Source organism: Brachybacterium sp. FME24 (assembly GCF_014897705.1).
GTDB lineage: Bacteria > Actinomycetota > Actinomycetes > Actinomycetales > Dermabacteraceae > Brachybacterium.
This window is the reverse complement of record NZ_JABUXV010000015.1, coordinates 19238-42143: the sequence shown is the minus strand read 5'-3', so window position 1 is coordinate 42143 and position 22906 is coordinate 19238. Positions and strand designations below refer to the sequence as shown.

19 protein-coding genes are annotated in these 22906 nt (G+C 67.7%); 10 read left to right on the top strand and 9 right to left on the bottom strand.

Going from position 1 to position 22906, the window contains the following annotated elements; genetic code table 11:
• The first annotated feature begins 95 nt into the window (after positions 1–95).
• From INT51_RS16365 to INT51_RS16355, 3 genes are all read left to right on the top strand, one after another.
• Complete coding sequence (locus tag INT51_RS16365) at positions 96–1904, top strand: long-chain fatty acid--CoA ligase (protein ID WP_193106408.1); 1809 nt, start codon at positions 96–98, stop codon at positions 1902–1904.
• A gap of 121 nt (positions 1905–2025) precedes the next feature.
• Complete coding sequence (locus tag INT51_RS16360) at positions 2026–3687, top strand: DEDD exonuclease domain-containing protein (protein ID WP_193106407.1); 1662 nt, start codon at positions 2026–2028, stop codon at positions 3685–3687.
• A 50-nt stretch (positions 3688–3737) separates the two neighbouring features.
• The gene (locus INT51_RS16355; RefSeq protein WP_193106406.1) at positions 3738–4019 is read left to right on the top strand and encodes an Lrp/AsnC family transcriptional regulator; all 282 of its coding nucleotides are present in this window, start codon (positions 3738–3740) and stop codon (positions 4017–4019) included.
• A gap of 127 nt (positions 4020–4146) precedes the next feature.
• On the opposite strand, the gene trpD is transcribed toward INT51_RS16355, so the two are convergent.
• Positions 4147–5256 (bottom strand): anthranilate phosphoribosyltransferase, encoded by a 1110-nt coding sequence (trpD, locus tag INT51_RS16350; protein ID WP_193106405.1) that lies wholly within the window; start codon positions 5254–5256, stop codon positions 4147–4149.
• A 235-nt stretch (positions 5257–5491) separates the two neighbouring features.
• Between trpD and INT51_RS16345 the strand changes: the two genes are divergently transcribed.
• The 4 genes from INT51_RS16345 (at position 5492) to INT51_RS16330 (ending at position 9887) form a co-directional block, all read left to right on the top strand.
• Positions 5492–6223 carry a heme-copper oxidase subunit III gene (locus INT51_RS16345; RefSeq protein ID WP_193106404.1) on the top strand — a complete coding sequence of 244 codons (732 nt, stop codon included), beginning with the start codon at positions 5492–5494 and terminating at the stop codon, positions 6221–6223.
• A gap of 91 nt (positions 6224–6314) precedes the next feature.
• Entirely contained in the window at positions 6315–7115 is an 801-nt protein-coding gene (locus tag INT51_RS16340) for a c-type cytochrome (RefSeq protein WP_193106403.1), read from the top strand.
• 8 nt (positions 7116–7123) lie between these two features.
• The gene (locus INT51_RS16335; RefSeq protein ID WP_193106402.1) at positions 7124–8188 is read left to right on the top strand and encodes a ubiquinol-cytochrome c reductase iron-sulfur subunit; all 1065 of its coding nucleotides are present in this window, start codon (positions 7124–7126) and stop codon (positions 8186–8188) included.
• 4 nt (positions 8189–8192) lie between these two features.
• Complete coding sequence (locus tag INT51_RS16330) at positions 8193–9887, top strand: cytochrome bc complex cytochrome b subunit (RefSeq protein ID WP_193106401.1); 1695 nt, start codon at positions 8193–8195, stop codon at positions 9885–9887.
• A 203-nt stretch (positions 9888–10090) separates the two neighbouring features.
• On the opposite strand, the gene INT51_RS16325 is transcribed toward INT51_RS16330, so the two are convergent.
• Entirely contained in the window at positions 10091–10369 is a 279-nt protein-coding gene (locus INT51_RS16325; RefSeq protein ID WP_193106400.1) for a hypothetical protein, read from the bottom strand.
• Positions 10370–11238: 869 nt separating this feature from the next.
• Between INT51_RS16325 and INT51_RS16320 the strand changes: the two genes are divergently transcribed.
• Positions 11239–12042, top strand: a complete 804-nt coding sequence (locus tag INT51_RS16320; protein WP_193106399.1) for an alpha/beta fold hydrolase — start codon at positions 11239–11241, stop codon at positions 12040–12042.
• Positions 12043–12329: 287 nt separating this feature from the next.
• On the opposite strand, the gene INT51_RS16315 is transcribed toward INT51_RS16320, so the two are convergent.
• The 6 genes from INT51_RS16315 to INT51_RS16290 form a co-directional block, all read right to left on the bottom strand.
• The gene (locus INT51_RS16315; RefSeq protein WP_193106398.1) at positions 12330–12746 is read right to left on the bottom strand and encodes a cytochrome c oxidase subunit 4; all 417 of its coding nucleotides are present in this window, start codon (positions 12744–12746) and stop codon (positions 12330–12332) included.
• A 1-nt stretch (position 12747) separates the two neighbouring features.
• Complete coding sequence (gene ctaD / locus INT51_RS16310) at positions 12748–14460, bottom strand: cytochrome c oxidase subunit I (RefSeq protein ID WP_193106397.1); 1713 nt, start codon at positions 14458–14460, stop codon at positions 12748–12750.
• Entirely contained in the window at positions 14457–15380 is a 924-nt protein-coding gene (coxB, locus tag INT51_RS16305) for a cytochrome c oxidase subunit II (protein WP_193106396.1), read from the bottom strand. Before coxB ends, ctaD begins: the two co-directional genes overlap by 4 nt.
• A 363-nt stretch (positions 15381–15743) precedes the next feature.
• Positions 15744–16103, bottom strand: a complete 360-nt coding sequence (locus INT51_RS16300) for an iron-sulfur cluster assembly accessory protein (protein ID WP_193106395.1) — start codon at positions 16101–16103, stop codon at positions 15744–15746.
• Positions 16104–16278: 175 nt separating this feature from the next.
• The gene (locus INT51_RS16295; RefSeq protein WP_193106394.1) at positions 16279–16548 is read right to left on the bottom strand and encodes a hypothetical protein; all 270 of its coding nucleotides are present in this window, start codon (positions 16546–16548) and stop codon (positions 16279–16281) included.
• Positions 16545–17960, bottom strand: a complete 1416-nt coding sequence (locus tag INT51_RS16290; protein WP_193106393.1) for a dipeptidase — start codon at positions 17958–17960, stop codon at positions 16545–16547. The genes INT51_RS16295 and INT51_RS16290 overlap by 4 nt, the downstream gene beginning before the upstream one ends.
• A gap of 103 nt (positions 17961–18063) precedes the next feature.
• Here INT51_RS16290 and INT51_RS16285 point away from each other — a divergent pair, with 103 nt between their 5' ends.
• Complete coding sequence (locus tag INT51_RS16285) at positions 18064–18654, top strand: DUF3043 domain-containing protein (RefSeq protein WP_193106392.1); 591 nt, start codon at positions 18064–18066, stop codon at positions 18652–18654.
• A 125-nt stretch (positions 18655–18779) separates the two neighbouring features.
• Here INT51_RS16285 and aspS read toward each other — a convergent pair whose 3' ends face one another.
• Entirely contained in the window at positions 18780–20603 is a 1824-nt protein-coding gene (gene aspS / locus INT51_RS16280; RefSeq protein WP_193106391.1) for an aspartate--tRNA ligase, read from the bottom strand.
• A gap of 321 nt (positions 20604–20924) precedes the next feature.
• Here aspS and INT51_RS16275 point away from each other — a divergent pair, with 321 nt between their 5' ends.
• Positions 20925–22859, top strand: a complete 1935-nt coding sequence (locus tag INT51_RS16275; protein WP_193106390.1) for a DEAD/DEAH box helicase — start codon at positions 20925–20927, stop codon at positions 22857–22859.
• Positions 22860–22906 lie beyond the last annotated feature (47 nt).

Sequence of the window (22906 nt, the reverse complement as noted above, 5' to 3'; positions counted from 1 at the left end):
TGGCGCTGTCGTAAGATCGGGGCGACCCCACCAGCGCGTCCGGGCAGGCGCCCACCCTGTCGCACACGCGCTCCGCCCGGATCGAAGGAGATTCGATGAAGCAGTTCACGACTGCCCCCCAGCACGTGAGTCGACCCGACGAGAACACCACGGATCTGCTTCTCGGGCGGCTCCGCTCGAACCCGTCCGTCCCGATCTTCGAACTGACGCAGCCCGATGGCAGCTACCGCCCCCTGTCCACCGCCGACTTCATCGACGAGGTCAAGCTGGTCGCCAAAGGGCTGATCGCCTCGGGACTGCACTCCGGGGACGTGGTCGCGATCCTCTCGCGCACCCGGTACGAATGGGCCCTCGCCGACTGGGCCGTGTGGTGGAGCGGCGGTGTGAGCGTGCCGATCTACGAGACCTCCTCCCCCAGCCAGATCCAATGGATCGCCTCCGACGCCGGGGCCCGCTTCGCGCTGGTCGAGGCGAACCGGCACAAGGAGGACATGGAGTCCGTGCGGGGCGAGCTGCCCGCGCTCGAGCACATCGGTGTGATCGACGAGGGCGTGCTCGATGACCTCAAGGAGCGCGGCTCCGAAGTGAGCGACGCGGACCTCGAGGCCCGCCGCACCTCCCGCACCCTCGAGGACGTCGCCACGATCATCTACACCTCGGGCACCACCGGGCGCCCCAAGGGTGCCGAGCTCACCCATTCGAACTTCGTGGACACCACCCGGAGCGCCCTGAACCTCCTCGGCAAAGAGGTGCTGCCTCCCGGGGCCCGAGTACTGATGTTCCTGCCGATGGCGCACGTCTTCGCCCGCCTGATCTCGGTGCTCACCGCCTCCTGGCCGGTGACGACGGCGTTCACGCCGGACACGAAGAACCTGCTGCCGGATCTCGCGGCGTTCAAGCCCACCTTCCTGCTCGCCGTTCCGCGGGTCTTCGAGAAGGTCTACAACGGCGCCGAGGCCAAGGCCATCGCCGGCGGCCGCGGGAAGATCTTCACGACCGCCGCCGAGACCGCGATCGCCTACTCGAAGGCGCTGGCCGCCGGGAAGGTGCCGCTGGTCCTCAAGGCCAAGCACGCGGTGTTCGACAAGCTGGTCTACGGCAAGCTGCGCGAGGCGATGGGCGGCGACGTCAGCTGGGCGGTCTCCGGCGGCGCCCCGCTCGGTGCCCGTCTGGCCCACTTCTTCCGCGGTATCGGCGTGACGATCCTGGAGGGCTACGGTCTCACCGAGACCACCGCACCCATCTGCGTGAATCTTCCGTGGGCGGTGACGCCGGGGACCGTCGGCCCGCCGCTGCCGGGCTCGACGGTCGCCATCGACGACAACGGAGAGATCCTGGTCAAGGGGGTGATGGTCTTCAAGGGTTATCACAACAACCCCGAGGCCACCGCAGAGACCATGAGGGACGGCTGGTTCCGCACCGGCGACCTCGGTTCCCTGGACTCCGAAGGCGACCTGACCATCACCGGTCGCAGCAAGGAGGTCATCGTGACCGCCGCGGGCAAGAACATCTCCCCCGCGCAGCTCGAGGACCAGCTCCGTGCGCACCCGCTGGTCAGCCAGTGCGTCGTCATCGGCGACCAGAGACCGTTCGTCGCCACGATCCTCACGCTCGACGCAGAGATGCTGCCCACCTGGCTCAAGAACAGCAACCTGCCGGAGATGACCGTGGCGGAGGCCGCCCAGGACCCCACGGTCCTCGCCGAGCTGCAGACGGTCGTGGACAGGGCCAACCAGTCCGTCTCCCGGGCGGAGTCGATCCGTGCCTTCGAAGTGATCGATTCCGACTTCACCGAGGAGAACGGCTACCTGACCCCCTCGCTGAAGCTCAAGCGGAACGTCGTGGTCAAGGACATGGCACCGATCATCGAGAAGATCTACTCGCAGTCCAAGCCCGCCGCCTGAGCGCGACGGCGACCAGCTCGACCGGTCCTTGCACGGCCACGACCCGTTACCTCGAGGTCGGGCGGGAGCGCGTGCCCCGCGCTCCTGCCCGACCGTCAGGGCCGCCTCGTAGTCTGCGGGCATGTCCGCGCGCCGCCAACTGAGCTTCGACGATCTCGGCACCCCGCTCGTGGATGCCACCCTCGTCGTCGTCGACCTCGAGACCACCGGCACGAATCCCTCGGCAGATGCGATCACGGAGATCGGCGCGGTCAAGGTGCGTGGCGGCGAGGTGCTCGGGGAATTCCGCACCTTCGTCGATCCCGAGCGTCCGATCCCCGCGTACATCGCCTCGCTCACGGGCATCACGGACGCGTCCGTGGCCGGCGCCCCGCCCATCTCCACGGTGCTGCCGATGTTCCTCGACTTCGTGGGGGACGCCGCGCTGGTCGCGCACAACGCACGATTCGACCTCTCCTTCCTGACCGCCCAGGCCGCCCGCTGCGACATCGGGTGGCCCCGGCCCCAGGTGCTCGACACTCTCGCCCTCGCGCGCACGGTGTTCCGGCGCGACGAGGTGCGCGACCACAAGCTCTCGACACTCGCTGCTCACGTCGGTGCGAGCATCACCCCGGACCACCGGGCCCTGTCGGATGCCCGGGCGACGGTCGATGTGCTCCATGCGATCATCGACAGGCTGGGCCCCAAGGGGGCCACCACCCTCGAGGACCTGACCTCCGCGCATCGCCGAGCTTCTCCCGCCCAACTGCGGAAGAAGCATCTGGCCGACGACATCCCCTCCGTCCCGGGCGTGTACCAGTTCCTCGATGAGCAGGACGCGGTGCTCTACGTGGGGACGTCCCGCAACCTTCGTTCGCGAGTTCGCACCTACTTCACGGCCGCGGAGACCCGGCGCAAGGTGCTCGACATGCTGCCGCGTGCCGCCTCGATCCGGATCATCGAATGCACCACGGCGACCGAGGCGGCGATTCGTGAGCTGAGGATCATCGGACGGGAGAAGCCTCCGTCGAACCGGCATGGGCTCACCCCGCAGAAGGCGCTGTGGTTGCGTCTCGGGACCGGCACCGAAGGGCTGCGGGCCGCACGGCTCGCCCGCCCGGAGGACGACGGGTCCGCCCAGATCGGCCCACTCGCCTCCCGACATGACGTCGAGCCGATGCGTGGTCTGCTGGCCGATGCGGTGCTCGGCCGCGGGGCCTCCTTCGAACAGGGCGCCCGCCGCACCCTGAGTCCGGCGTCGAGCCACCGGGACACCCTCCGCCGCGCGATGCTCACGGATCCTCGGCAGGTCCTCGACCACGTCGCAGAACGTCTGCGCATCCATGTCGCGGCCGGTCGCTACGAGGACGCCGAGAAGCTGCAGAGGCTGACTCTGGCCTTCCTCGCCGCGGCCCGGCGTGCAGCCCGCCTGCGGGCGATCGGGGCCGTGCCGCTGCTGGTCGCAGCGCGCCCCAGCTCCGACCCGGTGATCGACGCCCGAGGATGGGAACTGCTGGCTGTTCGTCACGGTCGCTTCGCCGGGACTGCCCTGGTCCCCGCGCACGCCGACCCGGTCGCCACCGCCCGATCCCTGGCGCTCACCGGCACCGGGGAGACGGACCTCGCCGCACCGATGTGCCAGGGATACCACCAGGAGACCGAGATCCTGCTCACCTGGCTCGAGGGGGACGGCGTGCGCACCGTCCTCGCCGACGGTGCGTGGCAGCAGCCGGCCCGGGCTCGCTTCGACGCGGAGCATCTCGCGGAGCGCTTCGCGCGAACCGCACCACCGGCACAGGCATAGGCTCGGTGCACACGTCCCGGCGCGATCGGCGCCCAACCCAAGGAGAAGTCATGATCACCGCCCTCGTCTCGATCGTCGTCGAGTCCTCCCGAATCCCCGAGGTCGCCGAGGCGATCGTCGATCTGGAGGGCATCGAACAGGTCTACTCCGTCACCGGTGACGTCGACCTCATCGCCGTGGTGCGGGTGCGCGCCCACGAGGACCTCGCCGGCGTCATCGCCGACCAGCTCAGCAAGGTCACCGGAGTGCTGGACACATCGACGAACATCGCGTTCAAGACATACTCCAAGCGAGATCTCGACGCCGCGTTCGATCTGGGCATCGACGGCTGAGAGAGCCTGGCCGGCGGCTGTGTGGACCGCTGCACGACGACGCCCCGACCGAGGCAGGTCGGGGCGCTCGCGCGTTCCGGGGTGGTACGTACCCGGCGCCGTGCGGGCACCGCGAGGGTGATCCGGCTCAGGATCCGGCTGTCCCCACTGCGCCTGGGGTACCCGCTTCATAGGCCTCCTGCGAAGCCGCAGCCCATCGCCGGATCAACTGGGCAGGGCGACCGGAATCCAGCGCCTCCCGGGCCTCCGCGAAGGCCTCGACGAAGCGATCCTCCCAGCCGTCCTCCGCGTTCTGCCCGATGCCGTCGAAGGCGAGCACTCCGGCCGCCGCATTCAGCAGCACCGCATCGCGGATCGGCTCCATGCGCCCCTCGCGCACTCCCTCGAAGAGGTCCCGGGCGACCTGAGCGTTCTCCTCGGCGTCACCACCACGCAAGACCTCCTGACCGCTGCGGGGGATCCCCAGCAGTCGCAGAGGATCCAGCACGTGCTCGCGCACCTCGCCGCCGCGCACCTCCCACACGTCCGACGCAGCGGTCACGGTGAGCTCGTCCAAGCCGTCCTGTCCCCGGAACACCAGGGCGCTCGTCCCCCGGGAGGCGAAGACGTCGGCGACCGTGGGGGCGATCGTCGCATCCGCGACGCCGACTGCACTCGCCTGCGGTCTGGCCGGGTTGGTGATCGGTCCGAGGATGTTCATCACCGTAGGGATCCCCAGGCCGCGACGTGCTTCGGCGGCATAGCGCATGGAGGGATGGAACACCTGCGCGAACAGGAACGTCATGCCGATCTTGCCCACCAGCTCCTCGATCGCAGGCACCGGCAGCTCCAGCCGCACCCCGAGCGCCTCCAGCACATCCGCGGAGCCGGACTTCGACGTCGAGGCGCGGTTGCCATGCTTCACGACGGGCCGACCGGTCGACGCGATGATCATCGACGCCATGGTCGAGATGTTGACCGTCTGCGCGAGGTCTCCGCCAGTTCCTACGATGTCGATCGACCGCTCGGGGGCCTGCACCGGCCGGGCGTGCGACACCATGGAATCGGCGAGAGCTGCCAGCTCACCGCTGCTGACCCCCTTGGCCTGCAGGGAGACCAGGAACCCCGCGAGCTGCACCGCTGTCGCATTGCCGGACATGACCTCATCCATCGCCCACGATGCCTCGAAGACGTCGAGCTCCTCGCCGCGCACGAGGCGCGACGTGATCGTGGACCAGGTCGGGATGTTCTCGCTCATACTCCGATGATCTCACCTGCCACCCCGTGAGCGTCGCTCCGGTCACGGATCGGATCACAGATCAGTCACGGTGCCCGCATGTGCCGGTCACCTGGGGTGATCGGGCGCGTGTCCCGGTTCGTGACAGGTCGTCAGGAGGGATATGCTGGGCCCGTCCTCCCGGGGCATAGCCCTGCGGTGTGCCTGCACGTCGTGAACCGGCCCACCGAATCTGACGACACGACATAATGGTGACGTGACTACAGCGACCTTGCCTGAGCGCTCCGCCGCCGCTGCCCCAGCGGTCGGCCGACCCAACCCGACGCAGATCGGCACGATCGTCTGGCTCTCCAGTGAGCTGATGTTCTTCGGCGGTCTTTTCGCCATGTTCTTCACACTGCGATCCATGGCGCCGGAAACCTTCCAGCAGGGAGAGAGTCACTTCACGCATGGTTTCGCCATGGTGAATACGGCGATCCTGGTGCTGAGTTCGGTGACCTGCCAGATCGGCGTGTTCCTCGCCGAGGGGCAGTTCCCCGGCGGCAAGCCCTTCGCCCCGCGCAAGCGCCGCACCGGCTCGATCTTCAACATCGGCGGCTGGGGCATGATCGAGTGGTACACGCTCACCTTCATCATGGGCGCGATCTTCGTCTCCGGCCAGGCGTACGAGTACACCGAGCTGGTCCACAACGGCGTCACGCTGTCGTCCTCGCCGTTCGGCTCGATCTTCTATCTCGCCACCGGCTTCCACGGGATCCACGTCATCGGCGGACTGATCGCGTTCCTCCTGGTCCTGATGCGCTCCTTCGTCGCCGACGAGTTCACCCAGCACGAGCAGGTCTCCGCGATCTGCATCTCGTACTACTGGCACTTCGTCGACATCGTGTGGGTCGTCCTGTTCTTCATCGTGTACCTGCTGGATCCGCTGTCGACCGCGATGAACTCCGGTCACTTCATTCCGGTGGACTTCACCTGGAGCATCTTCTGATCGCGCCGTCCGCGCAGGCCCATCGGTCTGGTGCGATCCCCAGCCTCTCCTCCTCCCCCGCCCGTCCCCGCCACGAATCGAGGTTCGAACCGTGAAGGCACTCGCCGCACGTCGTCATCATCCGATGGCGCTACTCGTGATATTGCTGCTCGCACTTGTGGCGACCGGCGGGCTCTACGTCGCGTTCCAGCCGCAGACTGCGCAGGCCGAGGCCTTCACGCAGGACGATGTCGATTCCGGCGAGGCGCTGTTCCTCGCCAACTGCGCGACCTGCCACGGTCGCAGCGGTGAAGGATTGCAGGACTCCGAGGGCTCGACCCTCGGCCCCTCGCTCATCGGTGTGGGCGCCGCAGCCGTCGACTTCCAGGTCGGAACCGGCCGCATGCCGATGCAGTCCTCCGGTGCGCAGGCATGGGCCAAGCCCCCGCAGATGAACGACGAGCAGACCCGCCAGCTGGCGGCATATGTCGCCTCACTCGGCCCCGGCCCCGCCATCCCGGACGAGTCACAGCTCGACACCTCCCAGGGTGACGCCACCAAGGGTGGCGAGATCTTCCGCGTCAACTGCGCGATGTGCCACAACGCCGCCGGTGCCGGCGGCGCACTGACGCACGGCAAGTTCGCCCCGCCGGTCACCGGAGTCGACCCCAAGCACACCTACGAGGCCATGGATACCGGCCCGCAGAACATGCCGGTCTTCAACGAGACCAACCTGTCCCCCCAGGACAAGCTCGACGTCATCACCTATCTCGAGGCCATGGAGGAGAACGGTTCCCCCGGCGGCATCTCCCTGGGCTCCCTCGGGCCCGTGACCGAGGGTCTGTACGCCTGGACGATCATCCTGTCCCTGCTCCTCGGCTGTGCCGTGTGGCTGGGGGCGAAGGCCAAGTGAATTCGAGCATGAACACCAATTTCGACGGTACGTCCCCCTCCCGCGGGGTCAGTGCGATCGCCCCGAAGGAGGGTGGAGGCTTCCCGAACCCGGGGCTCCCCCCGCACGTCCACCGCCAGGCCGATGTGTCCACCGCCGCGGCGAAGCGCGCCGAGCGTCTCGTCGCCGGCATGTTCCTGCTGTCCGTGGTGGGCACAGCGATCTTCATCGCGGCCTATTTCCTGGTCACCCCGTCGGGGATGAACATCTTCGCCGAGCAGGGCACGCCGAAGGCGCTGTGGTGGTCGAACCTCGTCACCGGTCTCGGTCTCGCGATCGCCGTGTTCTTCATCGGCGCCGCTGCGGTGCACTGGGCCAAGACGCTCATGCCCGATGAGGAGATGGTCGAGGAACGGCACGACATCCGCAGCTCCGACGAGACTCGTGATGTCGCCGTCGGCATCATCACCGATGGGCTCGAGGAGTCCGGCATCGCCCGCCGTCCGGTGATCGTGACGGCGATGGTGGCCGCCTTCGCCGCGCTCCCGATCGCGGTGCTCGCGCCGCTGTCGACCCTCGGCCCGCTGCCCGGCAACAAGCTCCACCACACCTTCTGGGGCGAGAACCCGGGCCAGCGCCTGGCCCGCGATCACGACGGCACCCCGATCAAGCTGTCCGATGTGGCGATGAATTCGATCTTCCATGTCATGCCGGAGGGCCTGACCGAAGAGACGCCGCACTTCCTGGAGGAGCGTGCCAAGGCTGCGACCGTGATCGTCCGCTTCGATCCCAAGCTGGGTCAGAACGAGGAGAGCCTCGCGAACGGCGTCGAGGGCGTCCTCGCCTTCTCCAAGATCTGCACCCACGTCGGCTGCCCGGTCGCGCTCTACGAGCAGCAGACGCATCACATGCTCTGCCCGTGCCATCAGTCCACCTTCGACGTCACCGACGGTGCCAAGGTGATCTTCGGTCCGGCGCACCGCCCCCTCCCCCAGCTTCCGATCGAGGTCGACGACGAGGGCTACCTGGTGGCCACCGGCGACTTCCCCGAGCCGATCGGTCCCAGCTTCTGGGACACCCACAAGGACAAGTGATCTCGTGACGACCACGACTCCCGATTCCCGGAAGCAGACTTCCGACGACGCGAGCAGCTCTCGCGTGCACAAGCTCGGCGCAGTGGGTGGCGACTGGCTCGACCAGCGCCTCGCCGGCGGCGGCTTCGTCAAGTTCTTCGCGCGCAAGATCTTTCCCGACCACTGGTCGTTCATGTTCGGTGAGGTGGCGCTGTACAGCTTCGTCATCCTGCTGATCTCGGGCACGTTCCTGACGATGTTCTTCGACCCCTCCATGGAGGAGGTCACCTACAGCGGCCCGTACACGGCGCTCCAGGGCGCCCACATGTCGCGCGCCTTCGAATCGACCCTCGAGATCTCCTTCGAGGTCAAGGGCGGCCTGCTGTTCCGCCAGATGCACCACTGGTCCGCGCTCGTGTTCATGGTCGCGATCTTCGTGCACATGTTCCGCGTGTTCTTCACCGGAGCATTCCGCAAGCCCCGTGAGATCAACTGGCTCGTCGGCTTCACCCTGATGGTGCTGGGCATGGTCGCGGGCTTCTCCGGCTACTCCCTTCCGGACGACGTGCTCTCGGGCAACGGGCTGCGCGTGATCGACGGACTCATGAAGGCGATCCCGATCGTCGGCACCTACCTCTCGATGCTGCTCTTCGGCGGCGAGTTCCCGGGCACCGACATCATCCCGCGGCTGTTCACGATCCACATCCTGCTCGTGCCGGCGATGATCCTCGGCCTGATCGCCATTCACCTCGTCCTGCTCGTGCTGCACAAGCACACCCAGTACCCCGGACCAGGCCGCACCGAGCGCAATGTGGTGGGCTTCCCGGTGTTCCCGGTCTATGCCGCGAAGGCCGGCGGGTTCTTCTTCCTCGTCTTCGGTGTCATCACGCTGATCTCGGCGACCACCGCGATCAACGGCGTGTGGGTCTATGGCCCCTATGACCCCTCCCCCGTGTCCGCAGGCTCCCAGCCCGACTGGTACATGCTCTGGACCGACGGCGGGCTGCGCTTGATCCCCGGATGGGAGTTCACGATCTTCGGATACGTGATCTCGCTGAACATGCTCATCCCGATGGCGATCTACGGTGGCCTGCTGGCCGTCCTCGCGCTGTACCCGTTCATCGAATCCTGGGTCACCGGTGACGACCGTGAGCACCACCTCAACGATCTGCCGTACAACGCTCCGGTCCGGGCCGCTCTCGGAGTCTCCTGGATCAGCGTCTATCTGATCCTGGCACTGGCCGCGACGAACGACATCATCGCGGTCGCCCTGCACCTGTCGATCAACGACCTCACGTGGGCCTTCCGCATCGGCATCTTCGTCCTGCCCGTGCTGCTGTTCTTCATCACGAAGAGACTGTGCCTGTCGCTCCAGCGGCAAGCCCGTCAGAAGGCCCTCCACGGGACGGAGACGTCACGCGTGGTGCGTACCGACAGCGGCCAGATGCTCGAGATCCACGAACCGCTCGACGAGTTCGACCGGTGGATCCTGGTCCAGCACGACGACTACCGTCCGCTCACGGCCGGAAAGGGCGTCTCCTCGCTCCGTGCGAAGGCGACGAGCTTCTTCTTCAAGGATCGGATCGAGCCGGTCACGCCGTCCGAGCTGCGCGAGGCCCTCGAGCATGCCGGCCACGAGAAGCACACGATCGACGCCGCCACGGACGGCGACTATCGCACTCCCGCAGAGAAGGCACACCACGCCAGCCACGTGAGCTGAGCTTCTCACTCACTCGTGCGAGAGCACCACGACGACGGGCCCCGGGAGAATTCCCGGGGCCCGTCGTCGTCTCGCCGGCTGCTCTCACGATCCCCCTCGGTCATCCGCTCCCTCACGGCCCCAGGGTGCTGGGCGGCGTGGAATCGACGTGCGTAGGCCCACCCACCAGCTGCTGAGCCACGTCAGCCCGCCGCGACAATCGGTCATCGCAGCAGAGGGTTCCGACGAGACGACGGACGCGGATTCGCGCGCCCCGAGCTCGCGTTGACGAGGTAGCGGGCCGAGACGAGGCTCAAGCGACGATCCGCTCGCCTGAGCGCACGCATGGCACGCAGCTGCTGAGCAGCGGGGTCGAGCCCGTCCTGGGCAAGCACGTCCTTCGCCCATCGGATGGCCCGGTCCAACGCGTGGTCATCCGCGAAAAGTCCCCGCACCTCCCGTTCGGCGCGCCCTACTGGATCTGCTCCGTCGCCGATCATCATGGTGGCCTCCTCCATGCTCGGTGGCGCCGCTGAGCGAGGACGGTGGAGCCCCGCCCCTGCAGCTCGTCCAGCCACGCTAGCACCGCCCTGCGCCGCAGCGACGTGTCCGAGGCAGGTTGATCGCCGACCAGCGGCGGGTGCCTGCCGGAGCTCGGTCACGACGTCGACGGGGTTCACGCACCTCGTCGGCCCACCACCGACATCTTCCTGGCTCGAGCCGGTAGCGGGGCGACGCACCGTATCCACTGCCGATTTCATACGTATCCTACTTCACGCATGTCTACATCTCAGCTGGAGCACGAGTCGCTCCCCCAACCCCCGGTCGACCTGCTGCGGGACCGCACATGACGCGGAGTCCGTGCCCCGGTCCTCACCGTCGGGGACGGCGCGCTCGGATTCCGGTACGCAGAGCGAGACGCCTTCCCATGACCGCGAGCAGCGATGCTGGCTCCACGAGATCGCCGACGCCCTCGTCGCGCTGCGACGTCAGCCCGGCCGGCTGCGAAAAGGCCCTCGCCGGGACCTGGCAGGCCGAGGACCGCGGGATGGATGCACGTCCAGGTCGCCATCGCACGGGACCGAGGGGCGGTCGCCGATCCGTCTGTTGTGATAGCCGGCTGTCCGACTTAGGCTGGGAGAGTTTTCGGTGGCAAGCGTCAGTGAGCATGACCGCCGCGGACGTCGAATGACCGACTGTCCGTGACTGTGAGAACGTCCCTCGCGCTGCGGTCGCAGCACCCGAGCGTCGTGCCGCGAAGGCCTCTTCTCGGATATGCCTGCCTGCCAGCGATTCGCAGGCAGCGCACGATGACCTCGATTCCTTCGATGTCCCCGAGTCACGCCTGACCGACAAGAGTCAGGAGCACAACATGGTGACGGCCAGATCGAACGATGGAACCACGATCGCCTACGAGACGAAGGGCAGCGGCCCCGCCGTCGTCCTCGTGGGAGGCGGGCTGGATGACGGCTCCGAGAACGAACCCCTCATGCACGAACTTGCCCAGTACTTCACGGTCATCAACTACGCCCGCCGCGGGCGGGCCGACAGCGGAGATACCCAGCCATACGCCGTCGACCGCGAGATCGAGGACATCGACGCCCTCGTCGCGACGGTGGGCGGTACCGCACACGCATTCGGTGCTTCGTCCGGTGGCGCACTGACACTCCTGGCCGCGGCACGCGGAACCGCCCTGGAACGGATCGCTGTCTACGACGTCCCCTATGCCACCGATGACGATTCGGTGCGGGTGTGGGAGAAGTATGTCGCTGATCTGCACGAGGCGCTCTCCCGAGGGGCACGCGACGTGGCACTCGGCCTCTTCATGGGCCGCCTGACCGGTGCCTCGGAGGAGGAGATCGACACGGCGCGCAGGACGTCGCCGATGTGGACCACCTCCGCAGCCCTCGCCCACACGCTCGCCTACGACGCAGCCTGCCTCGGCGACCAGCGGCCGCCCGTGGAGGAACTGGCGCGCATCACGCAGCCGACACTGGTGCTCACGGGCGGCGCTGCCGACCCTCATATGCCGGGCCTGCACAGCTTCTTCGACGGCGCCGGTGACGCCGTGGCAGCAGCGATTCCCGACAGCAGCCGTCGCATCGTCGAGGCCCAGACCCACGTCGCCGATCCGGCAGTACTCGCCTCGGTGCTCCGCACCTTCTACGCCTTCTGACCGACCCGACCGTCAGCTCCACATTTCGCCACCCGGTTCCTGCGACGGAAGGAACGACGCGTGCTACCGCGCGGAGACCTCGAGGAACCGGGTGCTCGCGTTCCGGGATCCTCACCCGGGTGAGCGCCCCGAGAAATGCTTCCGTCGACCCTCAGACGACACTTTCCCCGCAACTCCCGGAAGGGCAGGGAGTTGCGGGGAAAGCGAGAACCCGCCTCGCGTCGGTGCAGTGCCGACCAGGTCCGGCTCCTCCCGAAAGGGATCGAGCCGACCAGGCGGCGCGCCGGTCAGTGCTCGTGCTGGCCCACGGAGAACTCGAGGACCCAGCTGAGGAGTCCGTAAAGGGAGAAGATCACGCCGAAGGCGAAGATCCACCATCCGGCGGCGACGCCCAGAAAGCACAGGCCTGCGCCGATGGCGGCCCACAGAGGAGCCCAGCTGTACGGCGCGAAGCTGCCCTGCACGCCTCCGTGGTCGGCGACCTCCGCGTCCAAGTCGTCGGACGGGCCCACATCATTCTTGCGGGCTGCCAGGGACAGGGACATGGCGATCATGAAGGCGAGGCCCGCGGTCCCGAGCAGTGCGGGGAAGCCGGCAGTCTCGATGCCCAGCGGCTCATAGTTGCCGGTGACCACGCCATACCCGATGGCGACGATCAGGAAGAAGATTCCCAGGATCCAGAAGATCTGTGCAGATGCTCTCATGTCAGTTGGTCCTCGTGTTCACTGCGGGCTCCTGCGCGAGCATGTGGTCCTGAAGTGCCACCTCCGGATGGTGGAGGTCGAAAGCAGGACGCTCGGAGCGGACTCGGGGCAGGGAATGGAAGTTGTGTCGCGGCGGCGGGCAGGACGTGGCCCACTCGAGCGAGGCTCCGTAACCCCACGGGTCGTCGACCTCGACCTTCTTTCCCTTGAGGTGCGTCAGCACCACGTTCAGGATGAAGGGCAGGGTCGAGGCACCCATGATCACGGCGCCGATCGTGGAGACCTGGTTCAGCCAGCCGAAGTCGTCCTCAGCCAGGTAGTTCACGTACCGCCGCGGGGCTCCTTCGACGCCCAGCCAGTGCTGGACGAGGAAGGTCATGTGGAACCCGATCGTCAGCAGCCAGAAGTGGAGCTTGCCGATGCTCTCGCTGAGCTTGTACCCGAACATCTTCGGCCACCAGAAGTAGAAGCCGGCGAACATCTCGAAGACCACGGTGCCGGCCATCACGTAGTGGAAGTGCGCGACGACGAAGTAGGTGTCGGTGATGATGAAGTCAAGCACCGGCGACGACAGGATCACCCCGGTCAGTCCGCCGAAGATGAAGGTCGTCAGGAAGCCGAGCGTGAAGAGCATCGGGGTCTCGAAAGTCAACGACCCTTGCCACATCGTGCCGATCCAGTTGAAGAACTTCACGCCCGTGGGCACGGCGATGAGCATGGTCATGAAGGCGAAGAAGTCCAGCATCACCGCGCCGGTGCTGTACATGTGGTGCGCCCACACGGTCACCGACAGGGCGGCGATGGAGATCGTCGCGCCCACCAGGGTCTTGTACCCGAAGATCGGTTTGCGCGAGAAGACCGGGATGATCTCGGAGGCGATGCCGAAGAAGGGCAGCGCGAGCACGTAGACCTCGGGGTGCCCGAAGAACCAGAACAGGTGCTGCCACAGCACCGCACCACCGTTCTCCGGATTGAAGATCTGCGCATCGAAACGGCGATCCGCGCCGAGCGCCAGCAGCGCAGAGGCGAGCGGCGGGAAGGCCATCAGCACCAGCACAGCGGTGATGAGGATGTTCCAGGTGAAGATCGGCATCCGGAACATGGTCATGCCGGGCATGCGCATGCAGAGGATCGTGGTGATGAAGTTGACCGAGCCCAGGATGGTGCCGAAGCCCTGCAACGCCAATCCGAAGACCCAGAGATCACCGCCGAGGCCCGGGGAGAACGTGGTGTCCGACAGCGGCGCGTAGGCGAACCAGCCGAACGACGCGGCACCCTGCGGGGTGAGGAAGCCGGCCACCACGATCAGCGAACCGAACAGCGTGATCCAGAAGGCGAACATGTTCAAGCGCGGGAACGCCATGTCCACGGCGCCGATCTGGAGCGGCACCAGGTAGTTCGCGAAACCGTTGAACAGTGGCGTGCCGAACATGAGCAGCATGATCGTGCCGTGCATCGTGAACAGCTGGTTGTACTGGTCCTTGGAGACCACGACCTGCAGACCCGGCTCCCACAGCTCCGTGCGGATGCCGAGCGCCAGCAGGCCGCCGAACGAGAAGAACGCGAACGCCATACCCATGTACATCAGGCCGATCAGCTTGTGATCGGTGGTCGTGAGCAGATTGAAGACGTGCTTCCCGAGGCCGGTGCCCTCGGTCTTCTGGAACCGCGCAGACGTTGGGGCGGTCGGCGCGGATGTCGTCTCGGCGCTCACTCGTTCTCTCCCTCGGTGGTCGGGGTGGTGTAGCGAGGACCGGCGTCGTCATGCTTCTCGCGCATGCTCCACTCCTCCTCGTTGCGGTTCAGATCCACGCCGAGCTGACCCTCGTTGCCCTGATCCCTCAGATCCTGCATGTGTGCGTCGAACTCCTCCTGCGAGACGACCTCCACGTTGAAGAGCATGTCGGAGTGGTATTCGCCGCACAGCTCCGCGCACTTGCCGGAATAGGTCCCCTCACGGGTCGGGGTCACCTGGAAGCTATTGGTATGGCCCGGCATCATGTCCTTCTTGTACAGGAAGTCCACGACCCAGAACGAATGGACCACATCGCGCGAGTCGAGGCGGAACTCGACCCTCTCGCCGACCGGGAGGTACAGCACGGGCAGGGACTCGGCGGCACCCTCCTCACCGGTGGCGAAGGACTGCACGCCCGCGGGCTCATGGACGTCGTCGTCGACGTAGTTGAAGTCCCAGCTCCACTGCTTGCCGACGATGTTCACCGTGTAGTCGGGCTCTGCCACATGCATCTCGACCTCGCGGGTGTCCCGCTGGGTGAAGTAGAAGAAGGTGAGCACCATGACGACGGGAACGAGCGTGAACATCAGCTCGAGGGGCACGTGGTAGCGCAGCTGCACCGGGAATCCGGTGTCGTTCTTGCGGCGGCGGTAGGCGATCGCGCACCAGATGGTCAGACCCCACACGATGAGGCCGACGATGACGAGGACGGACCAGGCGCCGACCCAGAGATCGGTGATCCGACCGGTCTGGTCCGTGACCTGGCCGTCGGAGTAGCCGGGCAGGAAGCCGCGCAGCTGCTCGTCGGTACAGCCCGACAGGAGCAGTGTGGCCAGGGCAAGGCCTGCTGTCGCCATACGGCGGCCGCGCCGCGAGCGCTGGGGGACCTGGGGGATCACAGGGAATGACCTTCCACTCGTCGTCTCCGGCTCTCGATGCCCGCCGCGCTGTACAGCGCGAGCCGACCCCGAACTGCGGAGTTGGTACAGATATGGGCGAGGACATGCCCACAGTGCCGCGCCCCCTCCGAGGAGCAGGCGACGGCAGGCACGGCCTGCCGGATGACGGCACCTTGTCATCATACGGGTTTCCCGGCGTGCGAATGGCATCGGCACGCCTCCTCGTCGCGCCGTCACCGCTCCGTGATCTGCGCCCAGCTGTGGCGGGCAAGAAAACGGGCCCGACCAGGTGACGAGATCGTCACCGAGTCGGGCCCGGACGTCCAGCGCGAGGGGCATCAGTCGCTGCCCATCGGAAAGCGATCAGCCGAAGGAGTCGCCGCACGCGCAGGAGCTGCCTGCGTTGGGGTTGTCGATCGTGAAGCCCTGCTTCTCGATCGTGTCGGCGAAGTCGATGACCGCGCCCATGAGGTACGGGCTGCTCATCTTGTCGACGATGACTTCGACGCCGTCGAATGCGGAGACGAGGTCGTTCTCCATCATCCGCTCGTCGAAGTAGAGCTGATAGATCAGTCCGGAGCAGCCCCCGGGCTGCACGGCGATCCGCAGGCGCAGATCGTCCCGGCCCTCCTGCTGCAGCAGCGACGTGACCTTCTCGGCCGCGCCGGACGTGAGGGTGACGTCGTGCGCCGCGGTGGGCCGCTCGGTGGTGGGCGTGGTCATGAGGTCCTCCTCGAAGCTCGTGTTAGCTCAGGGTACGCCCCGAGCGACCGGAACGGGGAGCGGCGCGGGGGGCGATCCCGCTCACCCACCCTGGGGAGCATTCCGGCGATCGCTGTGAGCTCGACCGACGATTCCGCCCGGACGGAGGACAGCTCGCCGCGTGGGGCCGGTGCGGTCAGAGAACACCCCGGAAGATCGCCAGCAGCACCAGGATCCCGTACCCGGCCAGGACGCCGAGGATCGCCGCAGTTGCGGCATCGCGGCTCTTGCCTGCCATCACCGCTGCGAAGGCCGCAGCACTGAGAGCGATGACGACGAGGACTCCCCACCACAGGAGGAAGTATCCGGCGAAGAAGCCGATTACCAACCCGAGGAACAGCAGCGGGATCGTCGCGGCCGAAACCGTCGGGCTCCCCTGGCCCGGTTTCCGCTCGGCGCCGCTCACGCGCGCCCCCGATTCAGGCTGCCCGCGTCGCGAAGCAGGAGCGCCTCGGCCAGGCAGACCTTGGCGAACTCATCGAGGTGCAGGGATTCGTCGACCCCATGCGCCCGGGACTCCGGATCTTCCACCCCGGTGACCAGCACTTCGGCCTGCGGGAACACCTCGATCAGATCCGCGATGAAGGGGATGGAGCCGCCGAGGCCGGTGTCCACGGCCGCTGTGCCCCAGGCCTCCCCGAGCGCGGTGCGAGCAAGGTCCATCGCCGGGGAATCCTGACGGGCGCTGTACGGCCTGCCCTTCTCCCCGGGATGCACCGTGACCTGAGCGGTCGGCGGGGTGTGGCGCTCCAGATGCGCGACCAGGGCTTCCATCGCGGAGTCGGGATCCTCCCCCGGGGGAAGGCGCAGGGACACCTTCGCCCGGGAGACCGGCACCAGTGTGTTCGAGGCCTCGCGGACTGCGGGGGCATCGATACCGATCACGGACAGGGCCGGGCGGGTCCACAGTCGGGCCGTGAGCGGTCCGGTGCCCGAGAGTTCGACCCCGTCCGGGACCCCCGCATCACGACGGAAGTCCCCCTCGTCCATCTCGATGCTCGGGTCCTGGGCCCGCGCCAGTCCCTCGACGGCGACCTTACCGTCGTCATCGTGCAGAGTCGCCAGGAGCCGGGCGAGCTGGGTGAGGGAATCCATCACCGGGCCCCCGAACAAGCCCGAGTGCACGGCATGATCCAGAGCGCGCACTTCGACCACCACGTCGACGAGACCGCGCAGGCTGGTGGTCAGTGCCGGAGTGCCCACCGCCCAGTTGGCGGAATCCGCCACGATGATCAGATCCGCGGCAAGGGCATCGCGGTGCGCCTCGATGAAGGGACGGAAGGTCGGGGAACCCGCCTCCTCCTCCCCCTCGACGAAGACGGTCACCCCGACGCCGTCGGCCGCGAGCTCCTCGCCGACCAGGCGCAGTGCGGTCACGTGCGCCATGACGCCCGCCTTGTCGTCGGACGCTCCGCGGCCGAAGAGCCGGCGCCCGCGCTGGACGGGCTCGAATGGCGCGGTGCTCCAGTCGGCGACGTCACCGGTGGGCTGCACGTCATGGTGCGCGTACAGCAGGACCGTAGGACAGCCCTCGGCGGCCGGCGTCCTGCCGATCACGGCAGGCGCGCCGCCCTCGACGGACTCGATGCTCACCTCGGTCATCCCTGCCCCGCGCAGCAGCGCTGCGACAGCCTCGGCACTGCGCTGCACGGGTTCGCGATCGTATCCGTCGAACGCGATGGACGGGATGCGCACGAGATCCTTGAGGTCTTCGACAGCGCCGGGCAGCAAGGCCTCGAGCTCGAGGCGAAGAGTGTCGATCGCCACGTCGCGAGCGCGCTCAGCGGTGAGATCTGAAGGTCCGTTCGAAGAGCTCATGACGATCACGTTACCGCTCGGACCACCCGACCTCGGGGCACGGAGAAGCATGTCACGCAGCACGTACCGGGGAATCACAGGGGACTTTGCCTAGAATGCCACGGTGATCTTCCGCAAGTCTGAGACTCCCAAGAGCCCCGAGCCGGAGCAGCCAGCGCGCCCCGGCTCCAAGGGCCGGCCCACCCGTACGCGCAAGGAGGCCGAGGCGGCCCGTCGGCGACCCCTCGTGGTCGACGACCGCAAGGAGGCTCGCAAGCGGGACCGCCAACGAGCCGCCAAGGAGCGGGCGGAGTCCCAGCAAGCGCTGATGACCGGTGACGAGAAGAAGATGCCGCTGCAGCATCGAGGGCCGGAGCGCCGCCTCGTACGGGATCTCGTCGACTCCCGGCGGAATGTGGCCGAGTACTTCTTCCCGATCGCGTTGATCTTCATGCTGGTCGCCTTGATCATGCCGCTGCTCCGACCGGACCTGTACCTCGCGATGAGCACGGGGATGATCGTCGTGCTGTGGGGCGGCATCCTCGTCTGCGTGATCGATTCGTTCCTCCTGCGCCGCCATCTGCGCAAGCGCATCACGGAGGAGTTCGGTTCCGTCAGCGGTGGTCTGGTCGGCTACGGAATCATGCGCGCGATCCAGATCCGCCGTTTCCGGCTCCCCCGCGCCCAGGTCAAGCACGGCGAGACGCCTCGCTGATCCGACCTCTGCACGGAACAGTTCCGACTGCCGCCGTGCCCGTCAGCCGCAACGATGGCTGCCCTGTCCGATGAGAACGGCCCACGCGACGGATCGCGTGGGCCGTTCTCGGGCATGGAGAGCTCTCAGGCGGTCGTGTCCGCCCCGTCTCTCGTCCTGCCGTCGGCCCTCTCCCCGTCGCGCTTCTCGCTGCGCGAGGCCGACTTGGCGTCGACCCCGGCTTCCTTGCGCTGCTGCGGGGTGATGGGCGCGGGCGCCGCGGTCAGCGGGTCGTAGCCGTTTCCGGTCTTGGGGAAGGCGATGACTTCGCGGATGGAGTCCTCCCCGGCGAGCAGGGCGACGATCCGGTCCCAGCCGAACGCGATGCCGCCGTGGGGCGGGGCTCCGAACTGGAAGGCATCGAGCAGGAAGCCGAACTTCTCCTGCGCATCCTCCTCGCTGATACCCATGACCGAGAAGACGCGCTGCTGCACGGACTGGTCGTGGATACGGATCGAGCCGCCACCGATCTCGTTGCCGTTGCACACGATGTCGTAGGCGTACGCGAGGGCCGAGTCCGGATCCGTGTCGAAGGAGTCCATGAACTCCGGCTTCGGTGACGTGAAGGCGTGATGGACAGCAGTCCAGGAGCCCTCGCCCACAGCGACGTCCCCGGCGGCGCGAGCCTCCGCGGCGGGCTCGAACATCGGTGCGTCCACGACCCACACGAACGCGAACGCGTCGCGGTCGATGAGTCCCAGTCGCTCTGCGATCTCGTTGCGGGCCGCGCCGAGCAGGGCGCGGGATGCCTTCACCTCGCCGGCCGCGAAGAAGATGCAGTCACCCACGGCAGCGCCGGTCGCCTCCAGGAGGCCGCTCTTCTCCGCCTCGGAGATGTTCTTGGAGACCGGCCCGGTCAACGTGCCGTCCTCCTGGACGAGGACGTACGCGAGGCCCTTGGCGCCGCGCTGCTTGGCCCATTCCTGCCACGCATCGAGCTGACGGCGCGGCTGAGACGCGCCCCCGGTCATGACGATCGCCCCGACGTAGGGCGACTGGAAGACGCGGAAGGGGGTGTCCTGGAAGTATTCCGTCATCTCGACCAGCTCGAGGTCGAAGCGGAGGTCCGGCTTGTCGGAGCCGAAGCGGCGCATCGACTCGGCATAGGTGATGCGGGGGAACGGGGTGGTGACCTGGTGGCCGCCCTTGGCCCACACCGCGGTGAGGATCTCTTCGGCCAGGGCGAGGACGTCCTCCTGGTCCACGAAGCTCATCTCGACGTCGAGCTGGGTGAACTCGGGCTGACGGTCCGCACGGAAGTCCTCGTCGCGGTAGCAGCGGGCGAGCTGGAAGTACTTCTCGACGCCACCGACCATCAGCAGCTGCTTGAACAGCTGCGGGGACTGCGGCAGCGCGTACCACGATCCGGGTGCGAGACGCGCGGGCACCAGGAAGTCACGCGCGCCCTCCGGGGTGGAGCGGGTCAGGGTCGGCGTCTCGACCTCGAGGAAGCCCTGATCGAGCAGGGTGTCGCGCGCGGCGCGGTTCACGTCGGAGCGCAGTCGCAGCGCCGCGGCCGGTCCCTGCCGGCGCAGGTCCAGGTAGCGGTAGTGCAGGCGTGCCTCTTCGCCGACCTCGGAGTGCTCGTCGAGCTGGAACGGCAAGGGCGCCGAGGTGCTCAGCACCTCGACCTGATCCGCGGTGACCTCGATGTCACCGGTGGGCAGCAGCGGGTTCTCGTTGCCCTGCGGTCGGCGACCCACCGTGCCGACCACCTTCAGCACGTACTCGTTGCGCAGGTGCAGGGCATCGTCCTCACGGACCACCACCTGGGCGACGCCGCTCGCATCGCGCAGATCGAGGAACGTCACGCCGCCGTGGTCACGGCGACGGCCGATCCAGCCGGTAAGGGTGACGGTCTGTCCGATGTGCTCCGAGCGGAGCGCGCCGGCGGAATGGGTGCGCAGCACGAGGTGTCCTTCACAGTAAGTCGATGGGGGCAGGGCCGGTCCGCCCGTGAGGGTGGACCGCAGTCCTCCGCGCCCGGGGGCGCGGACTCCACAGCGTACCGCGCAGGGTGAGCGATCTCGCGCACGGCCCTCTGTCCTCCCGGCCCTGTCACCCGTAGACTCAGACCTTGTCCGACCTGCGGTATTGCGGGTCTTTCGAGCCCGTTGTCGCTCGTGCTGCGCTGTTCATACCGTGCGCGTCTCACACCGCGATCTGCCAGGGCACTCACGCCCTGCGACCTGCGAGGGCTTCCTGTTTTCTCCCACCCTTCAAAGGACGTTATGACTGACACCGCCCCTGCCCAGAACCTCGAATCTGCTGCCGCTCCCGCAGCTGAGGAGAACGTCGACGGCACCGCCCCGGCAGCAGAGACCACCGCAGAGACTCAGACGGCGAAGTCCGCAGCACCGGTCGAGTCCGCGGCCCCCCAGACGCCGACGAAGTCCGACACCCCTGCGGAGCCCAGCTTCGATGACATCGCCCTGCCTCCCGCACTGCGTCGGGCGGTCGACGAGCTCGGCTTCACCGTCCCGTCCGCGATCCAGTCCCGCACGATCCCGCCGCTGCTCGAGGGCCGTGACGTGATCGGCGTCGCGCAGACCGGCACCGGCAAGACCGCCGCCTTCGGCCTCCCTCTGCTCGCCGCGGTCGATCCTTCGCTGCGTCAGGTGCAGGCCCTGGTCCTCGCCCCGACTCGCGAGCTCGCGATGCAGGTCGCCGATGCGATCTCCTCCTTCGCCACCGCGATCGGCGGCCTCGACGTGATCGCCCTGTACGGCGGGTCCCCGTACGGCCCGCAGGAGCGTGCCCTCGCGCGCGGTGCACAGGTCGTGGTCGGCACCCCCGGCCGCGTGATGGACCACATGCGTCGCACCAACCTGCGCCTGGACTCCATCCGCTTCTCCGTCCTCGACGAGGCCGACGAGATGCTGCGCATGGGCTTCGCGGAGGACGTCGAGGAGATCCTGTCCCACTCCCCCGCCAGCCGTCAGATCGCCCTGTTCTCCGCGACCATGCCGTCGGCCATCCAGCGCGTCGCCCAGAACCACATGAAGGACCCGGTGCGCGTGAGCGTGTCCGCGCAGTCCTCCACGGTCAAGAGCGTCCACCAGACCTACGCAGTGGTCCCCTTCCGGCATCGCACCGGCGCCCTCGCCCGCGTGCTCGCGACCTCGGAGGCCGAAGCCGCCATCGTCTTCGTGCGTACCCGCGCCGCGGCGGAGGAGGTCGGCTCGGCGCTCGTCTCGCGCGGCCTGGTCGCCGCATCCATCAGTGGTGATGTGCCTCAGAAGGAGCGCGAGAAGATCATCGAGCGCCTGCGTGACGGATCGCTCCAGGTGCTCGTCGCGACCGACGTCGCCGCCCGCGGCCTCGACGTCGAGCGCATCGGTCTGGTCGTGAACTTCGACGTGCCGCGCGAGCCCGACGCCTACGTCCACCGCGTCGGCCGCACCGGTCGCGCCGGACGCTCCGGTGAGGCCCTGACCTTCATCGGCCCCCACGAGCGCCGGACGCTGAAGAACATCGAGCGCGTCACCAAGCAGACCCTCGAGGAGGCGGTCATCCCGTCGCCCCGCGACGTGTCCAAGCACCGCCTGGCGGAGCTGCTCACCCAGGTTCCTGAGCGCATCGGGCGCGGTCGCTTGGAGCTCTACCGCGAGCAGATCAGCGAGTTCGTCGCGGAGAACGACGTCGATCCGCTCGAGCTCGCCGCCGTGCTCGGCGCGATGACCGTGGGGGATGACGGCCCCGGCACCGCCACCGAGGAGGCGGACTTCACTGCGAAGCTCTCCAGCGGAGAGGACCGCTCCCGCGGCGACCGCGACCAGGGTCCCCGTGGCGAGGTGCAGACCGAGCATGGCTACACCTCGTACAAGATCGGCGTGGGCCACACCCACGGTGCACGACCGCCGGCCATCGTCGGAGCCATCACCGGTGAAGGTGGCCTGAACGGCAAGGACGTCGGCAAGATCCAGATCTTCCCCAGCTTCGCGCTGGTGCAGATCCGGGGTTCCCTCGACGAGGAGCAGATCGACCGCATCGCCAAGGCCCGAGTCGGCGGCCGGTCCCTGCGCATCAGCCCGGACAACGGGCCCCGCGGCGGCAAGGGCGCTCACAGCAGCCACGGCAGCGACCGTGGCGGCCGCCAGGACGGGGACCGCAACTCCCGCCACGACACGAAGCGGAAGAGCTTCCGCCGCCCCACCGGCAGCTGAGAGGCTCGCCGCTGACTGCGGACTGAGAGAAGGCCCCTGCTCCGAGC